The sequence below is a fragment of the Aeromonas aquatica genome, from assembly GCF_000764655.1.
In the GTDB taxonomy this organism is placed as follows: domain Bacteria; phylum Pseudomonadota; class Gammaproteobacteria; order Enterobacterales; family Aeromonadaceae; genus Aeromonas; species Aeromonas aquatica.
Genome location: NZ_JRGL01000027.1, coordinates 19,338 through 40,593 on the forward strand (window position 1 = coordinate 19,338; position 21,256 = coordinate 40,593).

The 21,256-nt window shown below is 60.7% G+C and carries 21 protein-coding genes and 1 pseudogene; 14 read left to right on the forward strand and 8 right to left on the reverse strand.

What is annotated here, in order from left to right; genetic code table 11:
* Positions 1–10 precede the first annotated feature (10 nt).
* Entirely contained in the window at positions 11–1,201 is a 1,191-nt protein-coding gene (locus LG30_RS0106390) for an efflux RND transporter periplasmic adaptor subunit (protein ID WP_033129890.1), read from the reverse strand.
* Between the two features lie 162 nt (positions 1,202–1,363).
* On the opposite strand from LG30_RS0106390, the gene LG30_RS0106395 reads away from it, so the two are divergent.
* From LG30_RS0106395 to LG30_RS0106405, 3 genes are all read left to right on the forward strand, one after another.
* Positions 1,364–2,005 carry a TetR family transcriptional regulator gene (locus tag LG30_RS0106395; RefSeq protein ID WP_033129891.1) on the forward strand — a complete coding sequence of 214 codons (642 nt, stop codon included), beginning with the start codon at positions 1,364–1,366 and terminating at the stop codon, positions 2,003–2,005.
* A gap of 160 nt (positions 2,006–2,165) precedes the next feature.
* The gene (locus LG30_RS0106400; protein ID WP_081966021.1) at positions 2,166–2,744 is read left to right on the forward strand and encodes a class I SAM-dependent methyltransferase; all 579 of its coding nucleotides are present in this window, start codon (positions 2,166–2,168) and stop codon (positions 2,742–2,744) included.
* 195 nt (positions 2,745–2,939) lie between these two features.
* Positions 2,940–4,118 carry a dicarboxylate/amino acid:cation symporter gene (locus tag LG30_RS0106405; RefSeq protein WP_033129892.1) on the forward strand — a complete coding sequence of 393 codons (1,179 nt, stop codon included), beginning with the start codon at positions 2,940–2,942 and terminating at the stop codon, positions 4,116–4,118.
* A gap of 68 nt (positions 4,119–4,186) precedes the next feature.
* Here LG30_RS0106405 and tesB read toward each other — a convergent pair whose 3' ends face one another.
* From tesB to rnm, 6 genes are all read right to left on the reverse strand, one after another.
* Positions 4,187–5,050, reverse strand: a complete 864-nt coding sequence (gene tesB / locus LG30_RS0106410; RefSeq protein ID WP_033129893.1) for an acyl-CoA thioesterase II — start codon at positions 5,048–5,050, stop codon at positions 4,187–4,189.
* Positions 5,051–5,303: 253 nt separating this feature from the next.
* A complete protein-coding gene (gene rluB / locus LG30_RS0106415; protein ID WP_033129894.1) occupies positions 5,304–6,227 on the reverse strand; it encodes a 23S rRNA pseudouridine(2605) synthase RluB in 924 nt (307 codons plus the stop codon).
* A 151-nt stretch (positions 6,228–6,378) separates the two neighbouring features.
* Positions 6,379–6,948, reverse strand: a complete 570-nt coding sequence (gene scpB / locus LG30_RS0106420; protein ID WP_033129895.1) for an SMC-Scp complex subunit ScpB — start codon at positions 6,946–6,948, stop codon at positions 6,379–6,381.
* Between the two features lie 68 nt (positions 6,949–7,016).
* Complete coding sequence (locus LG30_RS0106425) at positions 7,017–7,901, reverse strand: segregation and condensation protein A (RefSeq protein ID WP_420796340.1); 885 nt, start codon at positions 7,899–7,901, stop codon at positions 7,017–7,019.
* Positions 7,894–8,514: an L-threonylcarbamoyladenylate synthase gene (locus tag LG30_RS0106430; RefSeq protein ID WP_033129896.1), complete on the reverse strand. Its 621-nt coding sequence runs from the start codon at positions 8,512–8,514 to the stop codon at positions 7,894–7,896. Before LG30_RS0106430 ends, LG30_RS0106425 begins: the two co-directional genes overlap by 8 nt.
* A gap of 151 nt (positions 8,515–8,665) precedes the next feature.
* Positions 8,666–9,547, reverse strand: a complete 882-nt coding sequence (rnm, locus tag LG30_RS0106435; RefSeq protein WP_033129897.1) for an RNase RNM — start codon at positions 9,545–9,547, stop codon at positions 8,666–8,668.
* Positions 9,548–9,988: 441 nt separating this feature from the next.
* On the opposite strand from rnm, the gene LG30_RS0106440 reads away from it, so the two are divergent.
* The 11 genes from LG30_RS0106440 to LG30_RS21925 all read left to right on the forward strand — a co-directional run bounded on the left by LG30_RS0106440 (position 9,989) and on the right by LG30_RS21925 (position 20,885).
* On the forward strand, positions 9,989–11,656 hold the full coding sequence (locus LG30_RS0106440) for an anthranilate synthase component 1 (RefSeq protein WP_033129898.1): 1,668 nt from the start codon (positions 9,989–9,991) through the stop codon (positions 11,654–11,656).
* Entirely contained in the window at positions 11,649–12,248 is a 600-nt protein-coding gene (locus LG30_RS0106445) for an aminodeoxychorismate/anthranilate synthase component II (RefSeq protein WP_033129899.1), read from the forward strand. The genes LG30_RS0106440 and LG30_RS0106445 overlap by 8 nt, the downstream gene beginning before the upstream one ends.
* A 9-nt stretch (positions 12,249–12,257) precedes the next feature.
* The gene (gene trpD / locus LG30_RS0106450; RefSeq protein ID WP_033129900.1) at positions 12,258–13,271 is read left to right on the forward strand and encodes an anthranilate phosphoribosyltransferase; all 1,014 of its coding nucleotides are present in this window, start codon (positions 12,258–12,260) and stop codon (positions 13,269–13,271) included.
* Positions 13,271–14,767 (forward strand): bifunctional indole-3-glycerol-phosphate synthase TrpC/phosphoribosylanthranilate isomerase TrpF, encoded by a 1,497-nt coding sequence (gene trpCF, locus LG30_RS0106455; RefSeq protein ID WP_033129901.1) that lies wholly within the window; start codon positions 13,271–13,273, stop codon positions 14,765–14,767. The genes trpD and trpCF overlap by 1 nt, the downstream gene beginning before the upstream one ends.
* A gap of 76 nt (positions 14,768–14,843) precedes the next feature.
* Complete coding sequence (trpB, locus tag LG30_RS0106460) at positions 14,844–16,037, forward strand: tryptophan synthase subunit beta (RefSeq protein ID WP_033129902.1); 1,194 nt, start codon at positions 14,844–14,846, stop codon at positions 16,035–16,037.
* Positions 16,034–16,840 carry a tryptophan synthase subunit alpha gene (gene trpA / locus LG30_RS0106465; RefSeq protein WP_033129903.1) on the forward strand — a complete coding sequence of 269 codons (807 nt, stop codon included), beginning with the start codon at positions 16,034–16,036 and terminating at the stop codon, positions 16,838–16,840. Before trpB ends, trpA begins: the two co-directional genes overlap by 4 nt.
* A 1,260-nt stretch (positions 16,841–18,100) precedes the next feature.
* Complete coding sequence (locus LG30_RS0106470; RefSeq protein WP_033129904.1) at positions 18,101–18,439, forward strand: hypothetical protein; 339 nt, start codon at positions 18,101–18,103, stop codon at positions 18,437–18,439.
* A gap of 44 nt (positions 18,440–18,483) precedes the next feature.
* Complete coding sequence (locus LG30_RS0106475) at positions 18,484–19,083, forward strand: HNH endonuclease (protein ID WP_033129905.1); 600 nt, start codon at positions 18,484–18,486, stop codon at positions 19,081–19,083.
* A 94-nt stretch (positions 19,084–19,177) separates the two neighbouring features.
* On the forward strand, positions 19,178–19,480 hold the full coding sequence (locus tag LG30_RS21375; RefSeq protein ID WP_161785819.1) for a ribonuclease E inhibitor RraB: 303 nt from the start codon (positions 19,178–19,180) through the stop codon (positions 19,478–19,480).
* 181 nt (positions 19,481–19,661) lie between these two features.
* The gene (locus tag LG30_RS0106480; RefSeq protein WP_152599077.1) at positions 19,662–20,210 is read left to right on the forward strand and encodes a hypothetical protein; all 549 of its coding nucleotides are present in this window, start codon (positions 19,662–19,664) and stop codon (positions 20,208–20,210) included.
* Positions 20,211–20,375: 165 nt separating this feature from the next.
* Complete coding sequence (locus tag LG30_RS21925) at positions 20,376–20,885, forward strand: hypothetical protein (RefSeq protein ID WP_152599079.1); 510 nt, start codon at positions 20,376–20,378, stop codon at positions 20,883–20,885.
* Between the two features lie 109 nt (positions 20,886–20,994).
* Here LG30_RS21925 and LG30_RS22675 read toward each other — a convergent pair.
* A pseudogene (locus tag LG30_RS22675) lies at positions 20,995–21,256 on the reverse strand (hypothetical protein); the annotation flags it as partial.

Below are 21,256 nucleotides of genomic sequence, written 5' to 3' on the forward strand. Positions count from 1 at the left end.
TACTCCATCCTTACTTGTTGGCCGGGGTCTGCTGGGCATTCTTGGCGGCGCTGTCGCTCTTGCGTTCAGCGGGCGCGACCTGGGCACCGGGTTTGACCTTCTGCAGACCGGCAACGATCACCTTCTCGCCGGCATTGAGACCGGACTCCACCACCCAGCTGTCGCCGACGATGCGGCTGAGTTGCACGTTGCGCAGCTCGACCTTGTTGTCCGCCGTCACCACCATGACGGTGGCGCCCCCGTTCGGGGTACGGGTCACGGCAGTTTGCGGCACCAGCAGACCCTCGGGACGCTCACCCTCTTGCAGGGTCGCGCGCATGAACATGCCGGGCAGCAGCAGCCGATCCGGGTTCGGCACTATCACCCGCAGGGTCACCATGCCGGTGGTCTCGTCCACGGTCACGTCGGAGAACTGCAACGCGCCCTGCTCGCCGTACTGGCTGCCATCTTCCAGCAGGAAGCTGACCTTGGCGCCATCCTGCTGACCCTGGGTCAGCTTGCCGTCGGCAACCTGGCGCTTGAGGCGCAGCAGATCGGCGGTGGACTGGCGCACATCCACATACATGGGATCGAGCTGCGAGATGGTGGTGAGGCTATCGGCCTGCTGGGCGGTGACCAGGGCACCCTCGGTCACCGCAGACTTGCCGATGCGGCCACTGATGGGAGCGGTGATGCGGGTATAGGCCAGGTTGATGTTGGCGCTCTGCAAGGCGGCCTTGGCGGCCCCTATCTCGGCGACCTGCTGCTTCCAGGCGGCGTCGGCATCGTCATATTCCTGGCGGCTGATGGCCTTGACCTTCACCAGCTCGGCATAACGCTGGGCCTTGAGGCGGGCGCTGCGCTCGTTGGCTTCGGCCTTGGCGAGATTCGCCTTGGCCGAGGCGACGGCGGCCTGATAGACGGCGGGATCGATCTGGTACAACAACTGACCGGCCTTGACGTCGGAGCCCTCGGTGAACAAACGCTTGAGGATGATGCCATTGACCTGGGGACGCACCTCGGCGACGCGCAGGGGGGCGGTGCGACCGGTGAGTTCGGACATGAGTTGTAGCGGTGCGGTATGGAGGGTCACCACGTCCACGGCGGCAGGGGGCATCTCCCCCATGGCCTGCTGGGCTTCTCCCTTGTCGCCACAACCGGACAGCAGACCGCTTGCCAGCAGGGCAAGGCCCACTGAACGTGCGAGAATATGTTTATGCATGAGATTTCTAAGCCTCTGTTTCAAATGTTTCAAACAAAAAAGTCAATAAAACCACAGGGTTTATGGGGTCCCTGTTGGTAAAAGCGTAAAGATGAGGCAATATACATACATTCATAAATGTATGTAAGAAACTTTTGACCCTTTTAGACAGGAATGGATCCGATGGCCAGACGAACCAAAGAAGAAGCGCAGCAGACCCGCTGCCACATCATGAGCACGGCCCTGACTCTGTTCTGCCAACAGGGGCTGGCCAAGACCAGCCTGACCGATATTGCCAACGCCGCCGAGCTGACCCGGGGTGCCATCTACTGGCATTTCAAGAACAAGGAAGAGCTGTTTATCTCCCTGTGGGAGGAACTCTGCTCCCCCCTCTCCCATCAGCTCGACGCCTGCGTCGATGAACAGGAGCCGGATCCCCTCGGCAAGCTGCGGGTCTTCCTCAAAGACGTGATGTGCAAGATAAGCCTCGAACCCGCCCACCAGCAGATGTTCACCATCATGTTCAATCTGGAGTCCCTGGAAGGGGAAGCCAGCGCCCTGCGCGAGCACATGCGCGCCCAGTCCCTCAACTTCTTCCAGGATCTGGAGCTCACCCTGGCCAATGCGGTGCGCCTCGGCCAGTTGCCGGCAGACCTCGATCTGCGCAGGGGCGCGACCCTGATGCACTGCACCCTGGATGGCTACATCATCAACTGGCTGCACTTCCCGGAGCGCATCAACCTGATCCGGGATGCCGACTTCCTGCTGGACACCCTGTTCGCCCTCATCGCCCAGCCGCAGGGCCCGGCGGTGCGGCGCAGCTAAGGTGAAGCGGGTCAGTTCCTTGGCCCGCCCTGCCCTTCAGAGCCATCAAGCCGGCATGCCATGGGATCAAGGCCCGACACAGGCCAGGATCGGCGATCAATAGGGCGGCAAAATTTGCTAGAGTAGCGGCCCTCACCCGACCCGCTTTCGAGATGACCCCATGCCCGCTTTCGCCCCCTCCCCCGACAACCAGCACCCACGCCCGGCTCGCACAGGGGAAGCCCATGCCCCCTTCCTGGCCCAACTGCGCACGGGGGCCCATCTGCTGGAAGCCGGCTGTGGCGCGGGGGAAGACCTGCACTATTTCCGTGAGCTGGGATACGTGGTGACCGCCTTCGATGCCAGCCGGGAGCAGGCCAGTGCCGCCTCGCGCCTGTGCGGCCAGCCGGTACGGGTCTGTCACTTCAACCAGATGCACAGCATCGTGCCCTTCGATGGCATCTGGGCCAGCGCCTCCCTGCCCTGCCTGCACGAGCAGGAGCTCGCCCCCGTGCTGACCCATCTCGCCAGCCTGCTCAAACCCGGGGCGCCGCTCTACTGCTCCTTCCCCCACCTCGATGGCGCACAGACCCGGGGCGCCGGCTCACCAGAGGGCGACTACCCGCTGCGCGTCTGGCTCGACGAGGTAGGGCTGAGGGCGCTCGTGGCCCCTCTGCCGTTTGAGCCGCTGCAGCTCTGGTGCGCCGAGGACGGGGTCAATGACCGCTGGCTGCATGCCCTGCTGCTCCGGCAACCCTGAATCGACGCTGTATAATTCATCATCAATTTTGCCCTCCCCTTCCCCGCTGGCGACATACGTCGGCATGATCACATTTAACAATATTTAACTCCAAATTAACCAGCATCAGGCAGACAAGATGCGGCTGTCGTGTTAAAAAGCAGCGATATAATCAAGATTAAATAATAAGACCGACAACAACACCTGGAACATCACATGAAACTTGTCCTGAAACTGATTGCCGGCATCCTCGCCGGTCTCCTGTTAGGCCTCTACGCCCCGGAATGGGTCGCACGCGTGCTGTTCACCGCCAAGACCGTCATCGGTCAGCTGATCAGCTTCACCATCCCGCTCATCATCCTGTTCTTCATCACCAGCGGCATCGCCAGCCTGCCGAAGAACTCGGGTCGGTTGTTGGGTAATACCGTTGCCCTCGCCTATGGCTCCACCCTGGTGGCCGGCACCCTGGCCTTCCTGATCGCCAGCCAGCTCATCCCGCTGCTGACCAGCGAGGCCACCATGACCAGCCAGGAGGGCACCAAGCTCGCCTCCTACATCACAATGGAAATTCCGCCGCTGTTCGGGGTGATGTCGGCCCTGGCCGCCGCCTTCGTGTTCGGCATCGGCATCTCCGCCACCGGTGCGCGGGATCTGCGCAGCGTGGCCGATCAGGGTCGTGACATCATCGATCTGCTGCTGGCCAAGGTGATCATCCCGCTGCTGCCGTTCTACATCGCCGGCGTCTTCGTCGAGATGACGGTCGAGGGCACCGTCTTCACCACCCTGAAGACCTTCGGCGTGGTACTGGTGATGGCCATCGTCATGCACTGGCTCTGGCTGAGTGTGCTGTTCGTCGGCACCGGACTGGCGCTCGGTCGCTCCCCGGCCACCCTGATCAAGAACATGCTGCCGGCCTACTTCACCGCCATCGGCACCATGTCCAGCGCCGCCACCATCCCGGTTGCCCTCAAGGCCAGCAAGAACAACGGCGTGAGCGATGCCATCGCCAACTTCACCGTGCCCCTGTGCGCCACCATCCACCTCTCCGGCTCCACCATCACCCTGGTGACCTGCGCCACCGCCGTCATGTTCCTCTCCGAACACCTGGCCATTCCCAGCCTGCTCGAGATCTTCCCCTTCATCATGATGCTGGGAGTGGTGATGATCGCGGCCCCGGGCGCCCCCGGCGGCGCCGTGATGTCGGCCCTGGGCCTGCTCACCTCCATGCTCGGCTTCGGTGATGCCTCCATCGCCCTGATGATCGCCCTCTACCTGGCCCAGGACAGCTTCGGCACCGCCTGCAACGTCACGGGTGACGGCGTCATCGCGCTCTGGGCCGATCGTTTCGCCCAAAGCGGCGAGACAGCTCTCGGCACCGAGCAGGATGCAGCCTGATACGACAAGCAAGCACATACAAAAACGGGAGCCAGTGGCTCCCGTTTTTTTATGGCTGGCATCTGAGGTCAACCCCGCCGGCGGATCACCCCTTCCTGCACCGTGCTGGCCACCAGCACGCCGTCACGGGTGAAGAACTGACCGCGCACCAGGCCACGGCCGCCGCTGGCGCTCGGGCTGTCCACCACGTAGAGCAGCCAGTCGTCGAGCCGGAAGTCCCGGTGGAACCACATGGAGTGATCTATGGTCGCCACCTGCATGTCCGGCTCCCAGTAAGAGACCCCGTGGGGCTGCAGGGCGGCGAACAGGAAGTGGAAGTCCGAGGCATAGGCCAGCAGGTATTTATGTACCCGCTGATCGTCGGGCATCTGGCCGTTGGCCTTGAACCAGGTGTAACGCAGGGGCTCGTGCACATCCGGGCGGATCGGGTCGACCAGGGTCACGGGGCGGATCTCGAGCGGCTTCTCACACAGGATCTTGTCCCGCAAGGCCGGCGGGATCAGTTGCTCGTAGGGACGCACCAGCTCCAGCTCACTCTTGAGCTGCTCGGGCGGGGTGATGCCCTCTGGCATGGCGGCCTGGTGCTCGAACCCCTCGGCCTCTATCTGGAAGGAGGCGTTGAGGTAGAAGATGGGCTTGCCGCCCTGGATGGCCTTGACCCGGCGGGTGGAGACGGTCTGGCCGTCGCGGATGTTCTCCACGTCGTAGACGATGGGCTTGTTGGCATCCCCTGGGCGCAGGAAGTAGGAGTGGAAACTGTGCACCTGACGATCGCCCGCGACCGTCTGCTTGGCGGCTGACAAGGCCTGCCCCATCACCTGTCCGCCAAACACGGATCGCAATCCGAGATCCTGGCTCTGGCCCCGAAACAGGCCCTCCTCGATCTTCTCCAGCGCCAGCAACGCCAGCAGCTCATCCAGTACCTTGCTCATTCGTCTCTCCTGTATCAGTGCGGGAAAGGCTAACAAGCCAGCCCTGGCAGAGCAACCTCTCCCTCACCCTGGTCAGGTTCAGCAGGAAATTTTATCGATATAAATATTCATTAGTACGATTAATGTACATCGATCATTCCCCGGCAACAAAACAGGCTGGCATGAAGTCCCCCTCCCATCACGAAAAAGCCCGCACCAGAGGGTGCGGGCTTTTGCTGGTCGGGGCCGATGACATCAGGCCAGAAGCGTCGGATTACTTGCTGCCGGTGCCCGAGTTGCGGGTCGAGGAGGTCGGCTTGCGGCGGGCGGTGGTGCTGCGCGCGCGCGGCTCCATGCCCTGCATGTCCTTGTGGCGCTTGACCGCGCGGCGGATCTGGGCGGCCTGCTTGTGGCGGGTGGTCTTGCCATCCTGCTGCAGGTCGACCTTGGATTCGGTCTCGTAGTTCATGTGCACCAGACCGCGCAGGTAGTTCACCTCCGGCAGCTTGAGCTCTTTCCAGCCACCGCGGGGGATGCCGCGATCCAGGGTCACGTCACCGTAACGGATCCGCATCAGACGGCTCACCTGCACTTCCTGGGATTCCCACAGACGGCGCACTTCACGGTTGCGACCCTCGGTCAGGGTGACGTTGAACCACTGGTTCAGGCCTTCACCGCCGGCCGGCTTGATCTTGTTGAACTTGGCGATGCCGTCTTCCAGCTGCACGCCCTTGCGCAGGCGTTGCAGCATGGCTTCGGTGATCTCGCCGAACACCCGCACCGCGTATTCCCGCTCCACTTCGTGGCTCGGGTGCATCAGCCGGTTGGCCAGTTCACCGTCGGTGGTGAACAGCAGCAGACCCGAGGTGTTGACGTCGAGGCGGCCGACCGCGATCCAGCGGGCACCGTCCATCTTGGGCAGACGATCAAACACGGTAGGACGACCTTCCGGATCGTGACGGGTACACATCTCCCCTTCGGGCTTGTGATACGCCAGCACGCGGCAGATCTGCTCTTCAGCCGCACGGGTCTTGATCTGGTGGCCATCCACCCGGATCACGGCGTTTGCTTCGACGCGATCTCCCAGCGTAGCGGCCTTGCCATCCACACTGACCCGACCTGCGGTGATCAGGGCCTCCATCTCACGACGGGAGCCTTGACCCGCGCGGGCCAACACTTTTTGCAGTTTTTCACTCATCGGGGTTACCTGATTGTTGATCGCTGCCCGCTAACATAACGGACAACGGTTATTGCCATGCCGGATCCCGTCTGGGCGATCCGCCATCGCATTGATCATTTCACCCGGTCGCACTCTTTGCCAACCTTCATTGAGAAAGTGGCAGCGCAGACTAGGCATCGCTGCCCTCGCCCGGCAAACCGGGCAAGGGTTGTTGCAGCTCTGGATCCAGCTCGGGGAGCTGCTCCAGACTCTGCAGATTGAAATAGTCCAGAAAATCTCTGGTGGTGGCGAGCAACTCGGGGCGACCCACCACCTCCTTGTGACCGATGCTGCGCACCCAGCCTCGATCCTTCAGGGTATTCACTATCTGGCTCGACACCGCCACCCCGCGGATGGCTTCGATCTCGGCCCGGGTGATGGGCTGACGATAGGCGATCAGGGTCAGCGTCTCCATCACGGCGCGGGAATAACGCGGCGCCCGCTCGCTCCACAGCCGGGAGAGCTCGTCGGCATACTCCTGGCGCGCCTGGAAGCGCCAGCCGGAGGCGACCTCCTTGAGCTCCACCCCCCGCGCGCTGTAATCCTGTTTCAGCTCGGCCAGCAGCAGTTGCACATAGCGGCCGGTGACCGGATAGTCGGCCAGCACGCTGGCCTTGAGCTCGCTCGCAGTCAACGGGCGCCCGGCGACGAAGAGCGCGGCCTCGATCAGCGTCTTGAGCCGTTCAGCGGGCAGCGCCACGGGTGCCCTCCTCACGCGGGTTTGCCAACGCAACCGGCCGCTGGTGCGCTGGCGACCAGGAGGCTGACTCAATGCACATGTTCACGCTTCCCCTCCTCCTCTGCACTGGCCAGGGCGAAATGGATAGGGCCAAGGGGTTCCGCCTGCAGGATCCAGATCAGGGACTCCTTGCACAGCTCCAGCAGGGCCAGAAAGGTCACCAGCACCCCCATCCGCCCCTCCTCGGCCCTGAGCACCTGCTCCAGGCGCAGGGTCTGCCCGAGGGAGAGCATGGCGAGGATCTCCGCCATCCGCACCCGGGTCGGGATCTGCTCGCGGCGGATCTGGTGATGTTCGAAATGAGTCGCGCGTTTTACCACACTTTGCATGTAAAGGGCGAGCTCAACCAGTGAAACATCGGGTGCCAGCGGCTTGAGGGCACCAAAATCCGGCGGCAGGGCGGCGGCGAGATAGATCTCCCGCTCCACCCTCGGCAACTCGTTCACCCGCTCGGCGCCGACCTTGAAACGCTCGTACTCCTGCAACCGGCGAATGAGGGTGACGCGGGGATCTTCCCCCTCGTCCTCCTCTTCCAGCTCCGGGGCCCTGGGCAGCAGCAGGCGGGATTTTATCTCCGCCAGCCAGGCCGCCATCAGCAGGTATTCGGCCGCCAGCTCCAGGTTGAGCCCCTGCATCAGCTCCACGTACTCCATGTACTGGGCGGTGATCTGCAGGATCGGCAGGTTCAGGATGTCCAGCTGCTGGCGCCGGATGAGGTACAGCAGCAGATCGAGCGGCCCCTCGAAGGTGTCGAGAAACACCTCCAGCGCATCGGGCGGAATAAACAAATCCTGGGGCAGCTCATGATAGGGCTGCCCCAGGACTTTGGCGATGGGCAGGGGAAGGCTTGCCTCCCCGCTCACACCCGGTGCCGGCGTCAGCAGCTCGGGTGCGGGCTCGGCGGTATCACTCAAACGGCGTGGGATCCCCGGCACCGCGACGGCGCAGCACGGGCTCGTCGTCGGAGAAGTCCACTACGGTGGTGGGCTGCTCGCCCAGATAGCCACCGTTGACCACCAGATCCAGCTGCTTGCCGAGCTTGTCGAAGATCTCTTCCGGGTCGAACTCGGCCATCTCGGAGCCCGGCAGGATCAGGGTGGTGGAGAGCAGCGGCTCGCCGAGCCCCTCCAGCAGGGCCAGCGCGATATTGTTGGCCGGCACCCGGATGCCGATGGTCTTCTTCTTCTCGTTCATCAGCCGGCGCGGCACTTCCTTGGTGGCCTTGAAGATGAAGGTATAGGCGCCGGGGGTGTTGTTCTTGACCAGCCGAAACGCCGTGTTGTCCACCTTGGCATAGGTGGAGATCTCGGAGAGATCCCGGCACACCAGGGTGAAGTCGTGGGTCGGATCGATGCGGCGGATGCGGCAGATGCGCTCCAGCGCGTCCTTGTTACCCATCTGACAACCCAGGGCATAGCCGGAGTCGGTGGGATAGGCGATGACGCCCCCGTTTTGCAGGATCTGAACCGCCTGGCCGATGAGGCGGACCTGGGGATTATCCGGATGTACGTAAAAATGCTGACTCATAAACTGTTCTCGCGATAGCGACAGGGCAGGCCTGCCTGTAATTCCCAAACTAGAGCATGGTCACGGGCCCCTTGGCCCATGACACTACCTTAACCCCTTTGACGCAGACTCGCTCGCGCCGAAGGTCGAACCCGCCGGATCCGCGCCGCCGTCAGCGGCTGGCCAGCAGGCTGGCATGCTCCTCGGTGGTGAGACCGAAATGGCCGGGATACCCCAGCCAGAGTGGCATGCCCTCTTTGGGCAGCCAGAGATGGCGGCCCAGTTCGGTCCAGTTGGAGGGGAAATGAAAATCCGATCCCACCGAAATGTAAAGATCGTGCTCCTTGGCCCACTGGCCCAGGTTGGCCCGCTCCTGTGGACTCTGCTGGGGCAAGGAGACCTCCATGGCATCCCCCCCGGCGGCCTTGAAGGCCACCAGCAACCGCTTGATCCACTTGGCGGTGAGACCATAACGGCTGGGGTGCGCCAGCACCGCCAGGCCGCCGGCGCCATGAATGGCCTCGATGGCAACCGCCATCTCGAGCCACTCGGCGGGCACATAGCCCTTGTTGCCCCGGCTCAGGTACTTCTTGAATACCTTCTGCATGGTATCGGCCACCCCGCGCGCCATCAGCACCCGGGCAAAATGGGCCCGGGTCACGGCGGCGTCACCGGCCAGGGCCTTGGCCTCTTCGTAGGTGCCAGGCAGCTGGCACTTCTCCAGACGGCGCCCTATCTCCTCGGCGCGCGCCTCGCGGCGGGCCAGCTGGGCGGCCAGAAAGGCCACCAGCTGCGGATTTTTTTCATCCACTCCCAGCGCCACTACATGGATCTCGTGATGCTCCCAACCGGTGGAGATCTCGACCCCGCTCACCAGCCGCAGCGGCAGTTGCTCGGCGTTGATCGTTGCGCGGATCTCATCAAGCCCGGCGAGGGTATCGTGGTCAGTGACCGCTAACACCTCGACCCCTTTCTCGGCGGCGCGCCGCACCAGGTCACGGGGTGCCAGCACCCCGTCGGAGGCGGTGGTATGACAGTGAAGATCGAATCTCATCGGCTTATTTCGCTCTCATGAACAGGCCACTTTGGAAAAAAGAAGGCAAAAAAGCGACTTGACTTGGCCGCGGCTTTATCGTTTTCTGTAGACACTTCAACTGCAAACAGAACGTTACAGGATTCTATCATGCAAACGACAATCACCCTGAACCAGAACTGGTGGTGGCACATTCCCTAACATGCGGGCGTGTGGTCGTTGCTGTACCTGTGATCTGACAGCAAATTAAGAACCCAGAGAAAAAGCCCGCTGACCCCAGCGGGCTTTTTTATTATCCGGCAAATGGACATGTGATGAAACCGAGAATTCAGACCAGCACACAGACCTGGCGATGGCGACCCTACTGAAACCGCCTGAACCACCTTAATTTTCAAGGCATTCTTTCAAGGTATGCAACGTCATGAACATTGGTCATCACCATCACACGCAAGGGAACGCATTATGACAGCCAGCAAGACCCGGTTATCCCTGGGCGAGTTCGATACCCTCAGGCTCAATGCCCCCTATGTCACCGACCCCCTGGCGCTCTACAGCCAGCTGTGCCAGGGCCGCCCCAACAACCTGTTGCTGGAATCGGTAGAGATCGACTCCAAGGCCGGCACCCAGAGCCTGCTGCTGGTGGACGCCTGCCTGCGCATCGAGTGCCGTGGCCGCACCGTGCAGGTACGCGCCCTCAACGACAACGGCGCCCAGTTGCAGATCCTGCTCGGCGAGCAGCTGCCGGCCCTGATCCGCCGCAGCCTGGTGAAGGGGGAGCTGCACCTCGAGTTCCCGGCCTCCGATCGGGAGCTTGACGAAGACAGCCGTCTCAAGGGCATCAGCGTGCTGGACGTGCTGCGCACCCTGCAACAGCAACTGCAATGCCCAGTAGGTAAAGAAGCGCTGTTCATGGCCGGCAGCTTCGCCTACGACCTCATCGCCTCGTTCGAGGATCTGCCAGAAGTACCGGAAGGCAGCAACGACTGCCCCGACTACTGCTTCTATGTGGCCGAGACCCTGATCACCATAGATCACATCAAACAGAGCACCCAGCTGGTGGCCTGCCTGTTTGGTGGTAACAGTGGCAACGACGACGAGCAGGAGGAGAGCCAGCAGGAGGCGCGCTACGCTCGCCTGCTCAGCCGGCTCGAGAGCTTCAAGCAGGCCTGTCAGCAGCCACAACCCCGACCGCAGACGACCCAGCCGCTGACCGGCGCGCTCTGCGTCGACAAGAGCGACAAGCAGTTCTGCGCCGAGGTAGAGAAGCTCAAGGGCTTTATCCGCCGGGGCGACATCTTCCAGGTGGTGCCCTCACGCAGTTTCTCCCTGCCCTGCCCCGAGCCCATCGCCGCCTACCGCCGCCTCAAGCAGACCAACCCCAGCCCCTACATGTTCTACGTGCAGGATGAGGGCTTCACCCTGTTTGGCGCCTCGCCGGAGAGCGCGGTCAAGTTTGAAGCCGCCAGCCGCCAGGTGGAGATGTACCCCATCGCCGGCACCCGCCGCCGTGGCCTCAACCCGGATGGCAGCATCAACCTGGATCTGGACGGCCGCATCGAGCTGGAGCTGCGCCAGGACGAGAAGGAGGTGGCCGAACACCTGATGCTGGTGGATCTCGGCCGCAACGACATCGCCCGCATCTCCGAGCCGGGCACCCGCTACGTGAAGGATCTGCTCAAGGTGGATCGCTACAGCCACGTGATGCACCTGGTCTCCCGGGTGGTCGGCACCCTGAGATCCGATCTCGACGCCCTGCACGCCTATCAGGCCTGCATGAACATGGGCACCCTCACCGGCGCTCCCAAGCTGCGCGCCAGCGAGCTCATTCGCGCCGTGGAGGGTCGCAGACGGGGCAGCTACGGCGGCGCCGTCGGCTATCTCAACGGCGTAGGCGAGATGGACACCTGCATCGTGATCCGCTCCGCCTTCGTCAAGGAGGGCGTGGCCCATGTCCAGGCCGGTGCCGGCGTGGTCTATGACTCCAAGCCCCAGATGGAAGCGGACGAAACCCGTGCCAAGGCCGCCGCCGTGCTGGCCGCCATCGCCGCCAGCCATGGCACCTCCCTGCAGGCCCTCAGCCTGCAAGAACACCAGCAGTCCGAGAAAACCAAGGCGGCGCGCCATGACTAACATCTTCCTGCTCGATAACTTCGATTCGTTCACTTATAACCTGGTCGATCAGTTCCGCACCCTCGGCTATCCGGTGCGCATCTACCGCAACAGCCTGCCGGCAACCCGCATCATGCAGGAGATCGAAGCCTGTGACGGGGATGCGGTGCTGGTGCTCTCGCCGGGACCGGGCGCCCCCCACGAGGCCGGCTGCCTCATCGATCTCATCAAGCTGGCCCGCGGCCGGGTGCCCATCCTCGGCATCTGCCTCGGTCATCAGGCGCTGTGCGAAGCCTATGGCGGCACCGTCGGCGCGGCGGAGGAGATAGTCCACGGCAAGCGCTCCCTCATCGAGCACCATGGCCACGGCGCTTTCGCCGGCCTGCCGAGCCCGCTGCCGGTGGCCCGTTACCACTCCCTGGTCGCCACCTATGTGCCGGAAGAGCTGCAGGTGATTGCCCACTACCAGGGCATGCCCATGGCCATCGAGCAACGGGACGAGCGGGTGCTGGGCTTCCAGTTCCATCCGGAATCCATCATGACCAGCGAAGGGGCCCGCCTGCTCACCCAGGCGCTCGCCCATATCACCCGCCCAGAAAGCCACGTGCGGTAAGGAGACCCCATGCATCATCATCTCAACACCCTCTATCAGGGGCAGTCTCTCTCCCGCGACGAAGCCCGTGACGCCTTCGGTCAGGTGGTACGCGGCGAAGTGGATCCCATCGTGCTCGCCAGCCTGCTCACCGCCCTCAAGCTCAAGGGGGAGACCCCGGAGGAGATCGCCGGTGCCGCCGACGCCCTGCTGGCCGAGGCCCGTCCCTTCCCGCGCCCTGACTACGCCTTCTGCGACATCGTCGGCACCGGCGGTGATGGCCTCAACACCATCAACGTCTCCACCACCTCGGCGCTGGTCGCCGCCGCCTGCGGCCTGAAAGTGGCCAAGCACGGCAACCGCTCGGTCTCGAGCAAGTCTGGCTCCAGCGATCTGCTGGACAAGATGGGCATCAGGCTCGACATGAGCCCTGAGCTGGCCCGCCGCTGCCTGGACGAGCTCGGCATCTGCTTCCTGTTTGCCCCCCAGTATCACGCCGGGGTGCGCCACGCCATGCCGGTGCGCCAGGCCTTGAAAACCAGGACGCTGTTTAACGTCTTGGGGCCGCTTATCAACCCCGCCCGCCCCAGCTACCAACTGATGGGAGTCTATGCCCCCGAGCTGGTGCGCCCCATCGCCGAAACCCTGCTGGCACTGGGACTGAAAACCGGTATGGTGGTACACGGCGCCGGGCTGGACGAGGTGGCCATCCACGGCCCGACCCAGGTGGCCGAGATCCGTGACGGTGAGATCCGTGAGTACCTGCTCACCCCGGCCGACTTTGGCCTCGAGACCTACCCGGTCAGCGCCATTCAAGGGGGGGAGCCGGAAGAGAATCGCGCCATCACCGCCGCCATCCTGGCCGGCGAAGGCAGCCCGGCCCACAACGCCGCCATCGCCGCCAATGTGGCGCCGCTGCTGGTGATGGCGGGCAAGGCCCCGGACTTCAGGCAGGCCGCCGCCCTGGTGCTGGCCAAGCTGGCCAGCGGTGAGACCAGCGCGCTCGCCCAGGCACTCGCCACCCTGAGCCATCAGGAGGCATGATGTCAGTCACCGCTCAGCACAGCACCCAACAAGAGAGCCCACAAGGCAGTAGCCAGCTTCGCAAGGATAACGAGATGTCAGACCTTATTGCCCCCCATGGCTTCCTGAACATGGCCTCCATCAACCAGACCATACTCGGCAAGATAGTGGCCGCCAAACAGGCGTGGGTGGCGGCCCGCAAGCAGGCACAGCCGCTGGAGAGCTTCCAGGCCGCGCTCACTCAAAGCGATCGGGACTTCGAGGGGCAACTTCGCGCCGGCGGCACCCGCTTTATTCTGGAGTGCAAGAAGGCCTCCCCCTCCAAGGGGTTGATCCGCAATGACTTCGATCTGGAGGCCATCGCCGATGTCTATGGCAAATACGCCACCGCCATCTCGGTGCTGACCGACGAGAAGTTCTTCCAGGGGGATTTCGCCTTCCTGCCAAGGGTGCGGGCCAGGGTCAGCCAACCGGTGCTGTGCAAGGACTTCATGATCGACCCCTATCAGGTCTATCTGGCTCGCCACTATCAGGCGGACGCCATCCTGCTGATGCTCTCGGTGCTCACCGACGAGGGCTACCGCGCCCTGTTCAAGGTTGCCAAGGAGCTGGGCCTCGGGGTGCTGACCGAGGTGAGCAACGAAGAGGAGCTGACCCGCGCCATCGCCCTGGGGGCGCCGGTGATCGGCATCAATAACCGAGACCTGCGGGATCTCAGCGTGGATCTCGCCCGCACCGGCCAGCTGGCCGCCGACATTCCCGCCGATCGCGTGGTCATCAGCGAATCCGGCATCCGGGATCGCAGCCAGGTCGCCCGCCTGCGCCAACACGCCAAGGGCTTCCTGGTCGGCTCCTCCCTGATGGAGGAGGCGGATCTGGAGGCCGCGGTGCGCAAGCTCACCCTCGGCCAGAACAAGGTATGTGGCCTGACCCGCGCCGAAGATGCCGCCGCCGCCCATCAGGCAGGTGCGGTATTTGGCGGCCTTATCTTCGTGGCCAAGAGCCCGCGCTACGTGGACATCCCCGGCGCCCGTGCCGTGATGGCCGGCGCCCCGCTCAACTATGTGGGGGTGTTTCGCAATGCCCAGCCCCAGACCATAGCCCTGACGGTCGAGGCCCTCGGGCTCGCCGCGGTGCAGCTGCATGGGGACGAAGACGCCGCCTATATCGAGGCGCTGCGTACTCTGCTGCCCGAGGGCTGCGAGATCTGGAAGGCGGTCGGTGTCACGAGCGGCGAGCCGCTGCCCGCCCTCGACTATCCGGCGGATCGCCTGCTGCTCGATACGAAAGTCGGCAGCCAGAGCGGCGGCACCGGCCAGGCGTTCGACTGGGCCATGCTGGCAAGCCTCGACAAATCTCGCCTGATGCTGGCGGGGGGCCTCAACCCGGACAACGCCCTGCGCGCCGCCCAGGTGGGTTGTCTCGGCCTCGATTTCAACTCCGGGGTGGAGACGGCCCCGGGCCAGAAGGATCCCCAAAAGCTCGCCGCGGCCTTTGGCGCCCTGCGCAAGCTGTGACGCACCTGCCGCATCCGAATTTGATGCTGAATTTTTGATATTTAAGTTTTTAATGAATCTGAACAAGGAATAGATCATGACCCTGCTTAACCCGTTTTTTGGTGAATTTGGTGGCATGTATGTGCCCCAGATCCTCATCCCCGCTCTGCTCCAGCTGGAGAAGGCCTTCGTCGATGCCAAGGAAGATCCGGCCTTCGTCGCCGAGTTTGAAGAGCTCTTGACCGAGTACGCCGGGCGCCCGACCCCGCTCACCCTGACCCGCAACCTGACCAAGGGCACCAAGACCCGGCTCTATCTGAAGCGGGAAGACCTGCTGCACGGCGGCGCCCACAAGACCAACCAGGTGCTGGGCCAGGCCCTGCTCGCCAAACGCATGGGCAAGAAAGAGATCATCGCCGAGACCGGCGCCGGTCAGCACGGGGTCGCCACGGCCCTGGCCTGCGCCCTGCTCGGCCTCAAGTGCCGGGTCTACATGGGTGCCAAGGATTGCGAGCGGCAGAAGCCGAACGTGTTTCGCATGAAGTTGATGGGCGCCACCGTCATACCGGTGCATTCGGGCTCATCCACCCTGAAGGATGCCTGCAACGAGGCGCTGCGGGACTGGGCCGCGAACTACGACAGCGCCCACTACCTGCTCGGCACCGCCGCGGGTCCGCACCCCTTCCCCACCATAGTGCGGGAGTTCCAGAAGATGATCGGCGAGGAGGCCAAGGCCCAGTGCTTCGTAAAAGAAGAACGGCTGCCCGATGCGGTGATCGCCTGCGTCGGCGGCGGCTCCAATGCCATCGGCATCTTCGCGGACTTCATCGAGAATGAATCGGTGCGCCTGATCGGGGTCGAGCCCGGTGGCCACGGCATCGAGAGCGGTGAGCACGGTGCGCCACTCGGTCACGGCAGCAAGGGGGTCTTCTTCGGCATGCACTCCTACCTGATGCAGGACAACCAGGGTCAGATCCAGGAGTCCTACTCCGTCTCGGCGGGGCTGGACTTCCCCTCCGTCGGCCCCCAGCATGCCCACCTGGCCGCCATCGGCCGGGCAGAATATGTCTCCATCACGGACAAAGAAGCACTGGATGCGTTCCAGGAACTGGCCAAATCCGAGGGGATAATCCCGGCGCTGGAGTCCTCCCACGCCCTGGCCCATGCCCTCAAGATGGCGCGCAGCGAACCCGAGAAAGAGCAGGTGCTGATCGTCAACCTCTCCGGCCGTGGCGACAAGGACATCTTCACCGTCGCCGATATCTTCGAAAAAGAAGGAACCCTGTCATGAATCGCTACGCACAACTCTTTTCCCGTTTAGACGCAGCCAATCAGGGCGCCTTCGTGCCGTTCGTGATGCTGGGGGATCCCACTCCCGAATTGTCGCTGGCCATCATAGATGCGCTGGTCGAGGGGGGCGCCGATGCGCTCGAATTGGGCATCCCCTTCTCCGATCCGGTAGCGGACGGCCCCACCATCCAGGGCGCGGCCCTGCGCGCCTTTGCCAGCCACACCACCCCGGATGGCTGCTTCGAGCTGCTCACCAGGGTGCGCGCTAAATACCCGCAGATCCCCATCGGCCTGCTGGTCTACGCCAACCTGGTCTATGTGCGCCATATCGACGGCTTCTATGAGAAGTGCCAGCAGGCAGGGGTGGACTCTGTGCTGGTCGCCGACGTGCCGGTGCAGATGTGCGCCCCCTACAAGGCGGCGGCCGACAAGTTCGGCATCGACAGCATCTTTATCGCCCCGCCCAACGGTGACACCGAGACTCTCAAGGCAGTTGCCGAGCTTGGCAGCGGTTACACCTACCTGGTGAGCCGCGCCGGCGTGACCGGCGCCGAGACCAAGGCCGGCATGCCGGTGGATGGCCTCATCAACACCTTGCGCGAGTTCAATGCTCCCCCCGCCCTGCTCGGCTTTGGCATCAGCGAACCGGCCCAGGTACGTGAAGCCATCAAGGCCGGCGCCGCCGGTGCCATCTCCGGCTCCGCCGTGGTGAAGATCATCGAGACCCACCACAAGAACCCGGAGCATATGCTCACTCGTCTGAAGGAGTTTGTGGAAGGGATGAAGGCCGCGACCAATAAGTAAGGGCAGGTATAGGGTCATATGCCGTTGACCTTGACCCACCAGCCAGCCAGCCAGCCAGCCAGCCAGCCAGCCAGCCAGCCAGCCAGCCAGCCAGCCAGCATAATGGGAGCCCACTTGGGCTCCCTTTTCTATTTATCTCTTTTGCTTCCTCTAACTGTGTCCCCTCTCCCTCCGGGAGAGGGCCAGGGTGAGGGGGTCAGGGTTCCCCCAAGGTTATCGATGTGATGAAGATCCGTAGGTTCGAATAGCGCAGCTTATTCGGACATTCGCGATCCGGGCGGAGTTAATCCGAACTTCCGATCCTGCGGATGCCCCTGATGGCGTGGCTTTGCCACGCAGTGGAACACCGTAGGGTGCAATAAGCGCAGCGCATTGCACCGCAGGAAATCGTCTGTTCCACGACGACAGACTCTCGCCGGATTCCCGAACCAGCGTTAGCCCCTTGATGCGGCTGCGCCCCATGGGACGCGAGGGCTCCGCCCTCGACGGGGTTTCGCCCGCCCTTCGGGCCTGGGCGAGTGACTTTGGAAAGACCCAAAGTCACCAAAGGTCTTCTCCCCCGCCAAGCCGCCCGCCTACGGCGGTTTCCCTCGCCTCACTCTCTGGATCGGACGGAACGCCGCAGATGGTACATCCCTGTACCAACTGCGGCTGCGCCGTCATCCCTGACGGCGCTCCTGACCCACAGAGTTCGACTCGGCGGCTTGGAGGTGGATCAAAACCGTGCCAGACCTCAGCTTCCGCCTAAACCGCAGATATGCACCCTCTCCCCCTGGGAGAGGGCTGGGGTGAGGGGAGTTTTCGCACTTCTGCTCACCCAACAGCCCACTTAAAACGGCAGTTGCTCACTAATTGATTGAACCAGCTCAGATTTCTATCAACCACCCCTTCCCATGCCTCGATCAGAGCCCTTAAGATAGCCAAACGACAATCCATCTCTCGGGAGAGCGCCATGGAGGCGATTGTTGCTATCTCGCAGGTTAAAAGCAGTGTACTGGGGGCTGTAACTCAGGGGCGGTAGCGTGGCCGACGCTTGCCATCGCCGACTCCGTCACTATTTCTTTATACAGTGGTAATGGAAGCGTTAAACAAGGAAGTCAAGCGATCACGTTCAGCTACAGAGATAGGCTGGTAATGTAAAGATTTAAAATACGTTTTTCACGGTGGTGAGTGAGGGTGTGGCGGAGTTATATTGAAGGCTCTGCTATCGGACTTATATTGGCTTCCATTTAATCACTGTTATGCATCAGGAATCGCGATATGGATTACCAGACGAGTGTTGAACTTGCCTTGCACCTTGGCTACGAAGAGGTTCATGACCCGCAAGCATTCAAAGGTCGATACTTCATTAAAGATGGAAAGAAGTGGATTCATGACATTGAAGCTCTAATGCGATATTTTGGTATCAGTCTGCATTCCGACTTGGAAGATCTTGGATATGACCTAAATAACTACCACAGTTATAAAGATTATTCTAACGAGATGGCCAGGCAAGAAATGCAATCCATCTATCAGGGCATCACACACGAAGACGGAGAGGCCACATATTTAAGTGACGGTATGTGGCTTCATCCTGATGGAACACTTGAACAAAGATAATGGCATAATTCAGGCGTTAGGCGACTCACGTGCGCACTCTTCAAATGACGACTGAAGCAAAGCTTGAGAGAGCACTTCAACGCCTCCATGACGCTATCGCACGCGGGCGAACAGTCCCATACTGCCGCAGCCTTTGGAGCCAGTTCGTTCGCCTCCGTGACGGCGAGCGCTGCGTTGTTTGCCACGACGACAGTAGCGTGGCTGCGCATCACATCATACGCAAAAGCCTTTTTGCTGAGGCACACCTCCAGACCGGCAACGGCATCAGCCTTTGCCGCTCGTGCCATAAGCAACCTCACGAAGTTTTCAACCGCCGTCCGAATCTCAACCTGCCAATGGACGCCGAAGGTGGTGAGGACATCGAGTTACTTACCGAGTTTTTCTGGCGCCTTCTAACCGATGCCAAAGAGCGCAATCTACTTCGCGACGATTTCTACTTCCTTAGCGATCACGCCCTTGGAGCCTTCAAGATTACTCAAGGCTTCGCCCCTCATACTCCGTTTCCCGGAGGGCGATTAGAGCAGGCGTATCTTATCTGGCGGCAGACTCCTCGCGGAATGCTCGACGCAGTGCTTGCCGCTAACGGATTTGCACTTCCGCCGGGCTTCATCCAACAAGGCCATTTGACAGTATGGTTCGATTGAATTTCCAAGAACCGTCGCCTAACCATGCACTGCAGCGAACCCGGTATGAGCGTCGCGGTTGCAATCGTGGCGTCCCGCGGGCCGGTCGCTGAGCTTGGCGTTAAGTCAAAAGGAGCGTCATGCAAAATTATATTTTATCTCTTCTAAGAGTTTTGGTTTTAGTAGCAATGCACTAGCATCTGATTTCCCTCAAAATGTTGAAGGGAATCGTCAAGTGATTCAAGCGCTACTTAAATACGGAGCCAATTCAAGCAAGTTACATCCTTTAGAACATCATTTTTATAGTGGCTCGCAAGAGTCCCTGGAAGCATTAATGAAAAAAGGGGAAAGTCTTGGCTATAGACCGGAGAATTTTGGCGAAGGTAATAGCGAAGATACAAAGTATCTGGTACGTTGACCTAATTAAAGAAACAAAACCCAGACTTAAATTTAATTAACAAGGGAAATTCCGTAATGTTGAGTCTTGCTTCGGAATTTAAAGCAGAATACGGCGGTTGGTGAACGCCAATAGTCCAATACTTTAACAAGGCGCTGCAGCACGCACTCCGTGCGCTCGACAGTTTGTAAGTCGCCTTTTTGTGGTTTTGCTACGCAAAAATATTCCACAAAAAATCAACTTACAAACTGCGGCTGAGCTTAGCGTTAGGCATTTAATCAGAGGCAATGCGATGGAAGAGATAGGCAATCTAATTAAATCTCCGGCATTCTGGGTTTCAAGCGTAATAATTGCATTTTTGATGAGTTTCTTTGCAAGTTATGCAAAAGATTGGACCGACAAATATTTCATCAAGCGTACAGCGAAGAAAGATGAAGAGGCTAGATTGAGAAGATCCAACTTTGATGAAAAGGTCATCAAGCTAAGCGAGAATCCAATTCTGCTATCGTTATACCAAACAAATATTATCTACCAAAAGCTCCGTCAAGTTCTTTATCTTTTGGTCATGTATGTTTTCTTGGCATTTTCGGTTTATTCCGCATTACGTGACGAATTCGTTCCGGCTATAGGAATGCTTATTATGTTGGGTGTTATAGGTGTGCAAATGTGGTCCGTATCTAGAAGACTTGTGGACCTAAGGGCTGTCGTAAATGCAGTTCTTGGCGACAGCGACGAACATTTTGTGGGGTAAGCGAAGCAGGGATGTGTATGCCTAACCAGACGTTCAACAGGGACAGTTTGCAGCGGGGCATTTTGCTGCGCAAAATTGTACGCCCCGCCGCAAATCACTCCGCCGGCAAGCCGGCTCCATTCTGCCGGTGAACTTGGTGTTAGATGCCCCTGAAGGACAGGACTGATGACTTCGTTCGAGATACATCCATCAAACAAGGCCGGACTGAACAGCCGAGAGAGCTACATCGTCGTACGCAACAGAGTGAGCTTTCTTCGGATTTTGGGTGCAAATCCACAGTGGGAGCTTATGACGGCAACAGCAAGTGAGGACAATGGTCGAATTAAAGTTTGCAACAACAGGCCACGTCTGGTTCAAGCTGCATGGCGACTGGGCGTTGAAATCGATACAAAACCAGAGGTTAGATCCGATTGGAAAGATAGAGAGTATGTAAGCATTTGCGTTATAAACACGAAAAATTCAACTAATGTCGACACAGACCGGAAAGAAATAGACGCCCTGCTATCTCGATTCTTCGAACTATACGATAGCTACCAATCCGCCGAGACAAGAGGTACATATGAAATGCGTGATCTCTACGATGCCCTGGCCATCGATGATAGCGGAGGTGACGTTTATCTCAGCGATGGCGTTTGGTTAAGTAATGATGGCTCAATGCACGACCGGGGTCGCTAACATCTAACACTGGAGTCGAGAGGGACAGCCACAAACTGCGCTTGTGGTTCTCTACGCTTCGCTCCGGCGGCCCCTCACTTCATTCGTTAGAAACAAAAAATCAGTCCCCCTATTTTTCTGAGCAAGGCGTTGCATCGCCAGAACACAAGAGATGGGCGTCCAAGTTTTGATTTTTTTGCTCCGCCACAATGCATCCAACCACCCTTACCAATCCCACGCCAACCGCCCCCTTCCCCACACCCGCCACTCCATCAACATCAACATCAATACCATCCCCTGGCAGCCAGACCCAGTAGACCTCGGAGAGGATCACTGCCTCACCTCGGGCGGTGAGGTAGGCCTCCAGCTTGAAGGGTAATCCCCCCGAAAAT

What these genes read in the sequence shown, in the direction of transcription:
- trpCF (WP_033129901.1), top strand. Translation starts at nt 13,271, where the DNA reads ATGTCAGTCACCGCTCAGCACAGCACCCAACAAGAGAGCCCACAAGGC.
- LG30_RS0106400 (WP_081966021.1), top strand. Translation starts at nt 2,166, where the DNA reads ATGCCCGCTTTCGCCCCCTCCCCCGACAACCAGCACCCACGCCCGGCT.
- LG30_RS0106390 (WP_033129890.1), bottom strand. Translation starts at nt 1,201, where the DNA reads ATGCATAAACATATTCTCGCACGTTCAGTGGGCCTTGCCCTGCTGGCA.
- LG30_RS0106405 (WP_033129892.1), top strand. Translation starts at nt 2,940, where the DNA reads ATGAAACTTGTCCTGAAACTGATTGCCGGCATCCTCGCCGGTCTCCTG.
- trpD (WP_033129900.1), top strand. Translation starts at nt 12,258, where the DNA reads ATGCATCATCATCTCAACACCCTCTATCAGGGGCAGTCTCTCTCCCGC.
- LG30_RS21925 (WP_152599079.1), top strand. Translation starts at nt 20,376, where the DNA reads ATGACTTCGTTCGAGATACATCCATCAAACAAGGCCGGACTGAACAGC.
- tesB (WP_033129893.1), bottom strand. Translation starts at nt 5,050, where the DNA reads ATGAGCAAGGTACTGGATGAGCTGCTGGCGTTGCTGGCGCTGGAGAAG.
- rluB (WP_033129894.1), bottom strand. Translation starts at nt 6,227, where the DNA reads ATGAGTGAAAAACTGCAAAAAGTGTTGGCCCGCGCGGGTCAAGGCTCC.
- rnm (WP_033129897.1), bottom strand. Translation starts at nt 9,547, where the DNA reads ATGAGATTCGATCTTCACTGTCATACCACCGCCTCCGACGGGGTGCTG.
- LG30_RS0106430 (WP_033129896.1), bottom strand. Translation starts at nt 8,514, where the DNA reads ATGAGTCAGCATTTTTACGTACATCCGGATAATCCCCAGGTCCGCCTC.
- LG30_RS0106395 (WP_033129891.1), top strand. Translation starts at nt 1,364, where the DNA reads ATGGCCAGACGAACCAAAGAAGAAGCGCAGCAGACCCGCTGCCACATC.
- trpB (WP_033129902.1), top strand. Translation starts at nt 14,844, where the DNA reads ATGACCCTGCTTAACCCGTTTTTTGGTGAATTTGGTGGCATGTATGTG.
- trpA (WP_033129903.1), top strand. Translation starts at nt 16,034, where the DNA reads ATGAATCGCTACGCACAACTCTTTTCCCGTTTAGACGCAGCCAATCAG.
- LG30_RS0106440 (WP_033129898.1), top strand. Translation starts at nt 9,989, where the DNA reads ATGACAGCCAGCAAGACCCGGTTATCCCTGGGCGAGTTCGATACCCTC.
- LG30_RS0106445 (WP_033129899.1), top strand. Translation starts at nt 11,649, where the DNA reads ATGACTAACATCTTCCTGCTCGATAACTTCGATTCGTTCACTTATAAC.
- LG30_RS0106475 (WP_033129905.1), top strand. Translation starts at nt 18,484, where the DNA reads ATGACGACTGAAGCAAAGCTTGAGAGAGCACTTCAACGCCTCCATGAC.
- LG30_RS0106470 (WP_033129904.1), top strand. Translation starts at nt 18,101, where the DNA reads ATGGATTACCAGACGAGTGTTGAACTTGCCTTGCACCTTGGCTACGAA.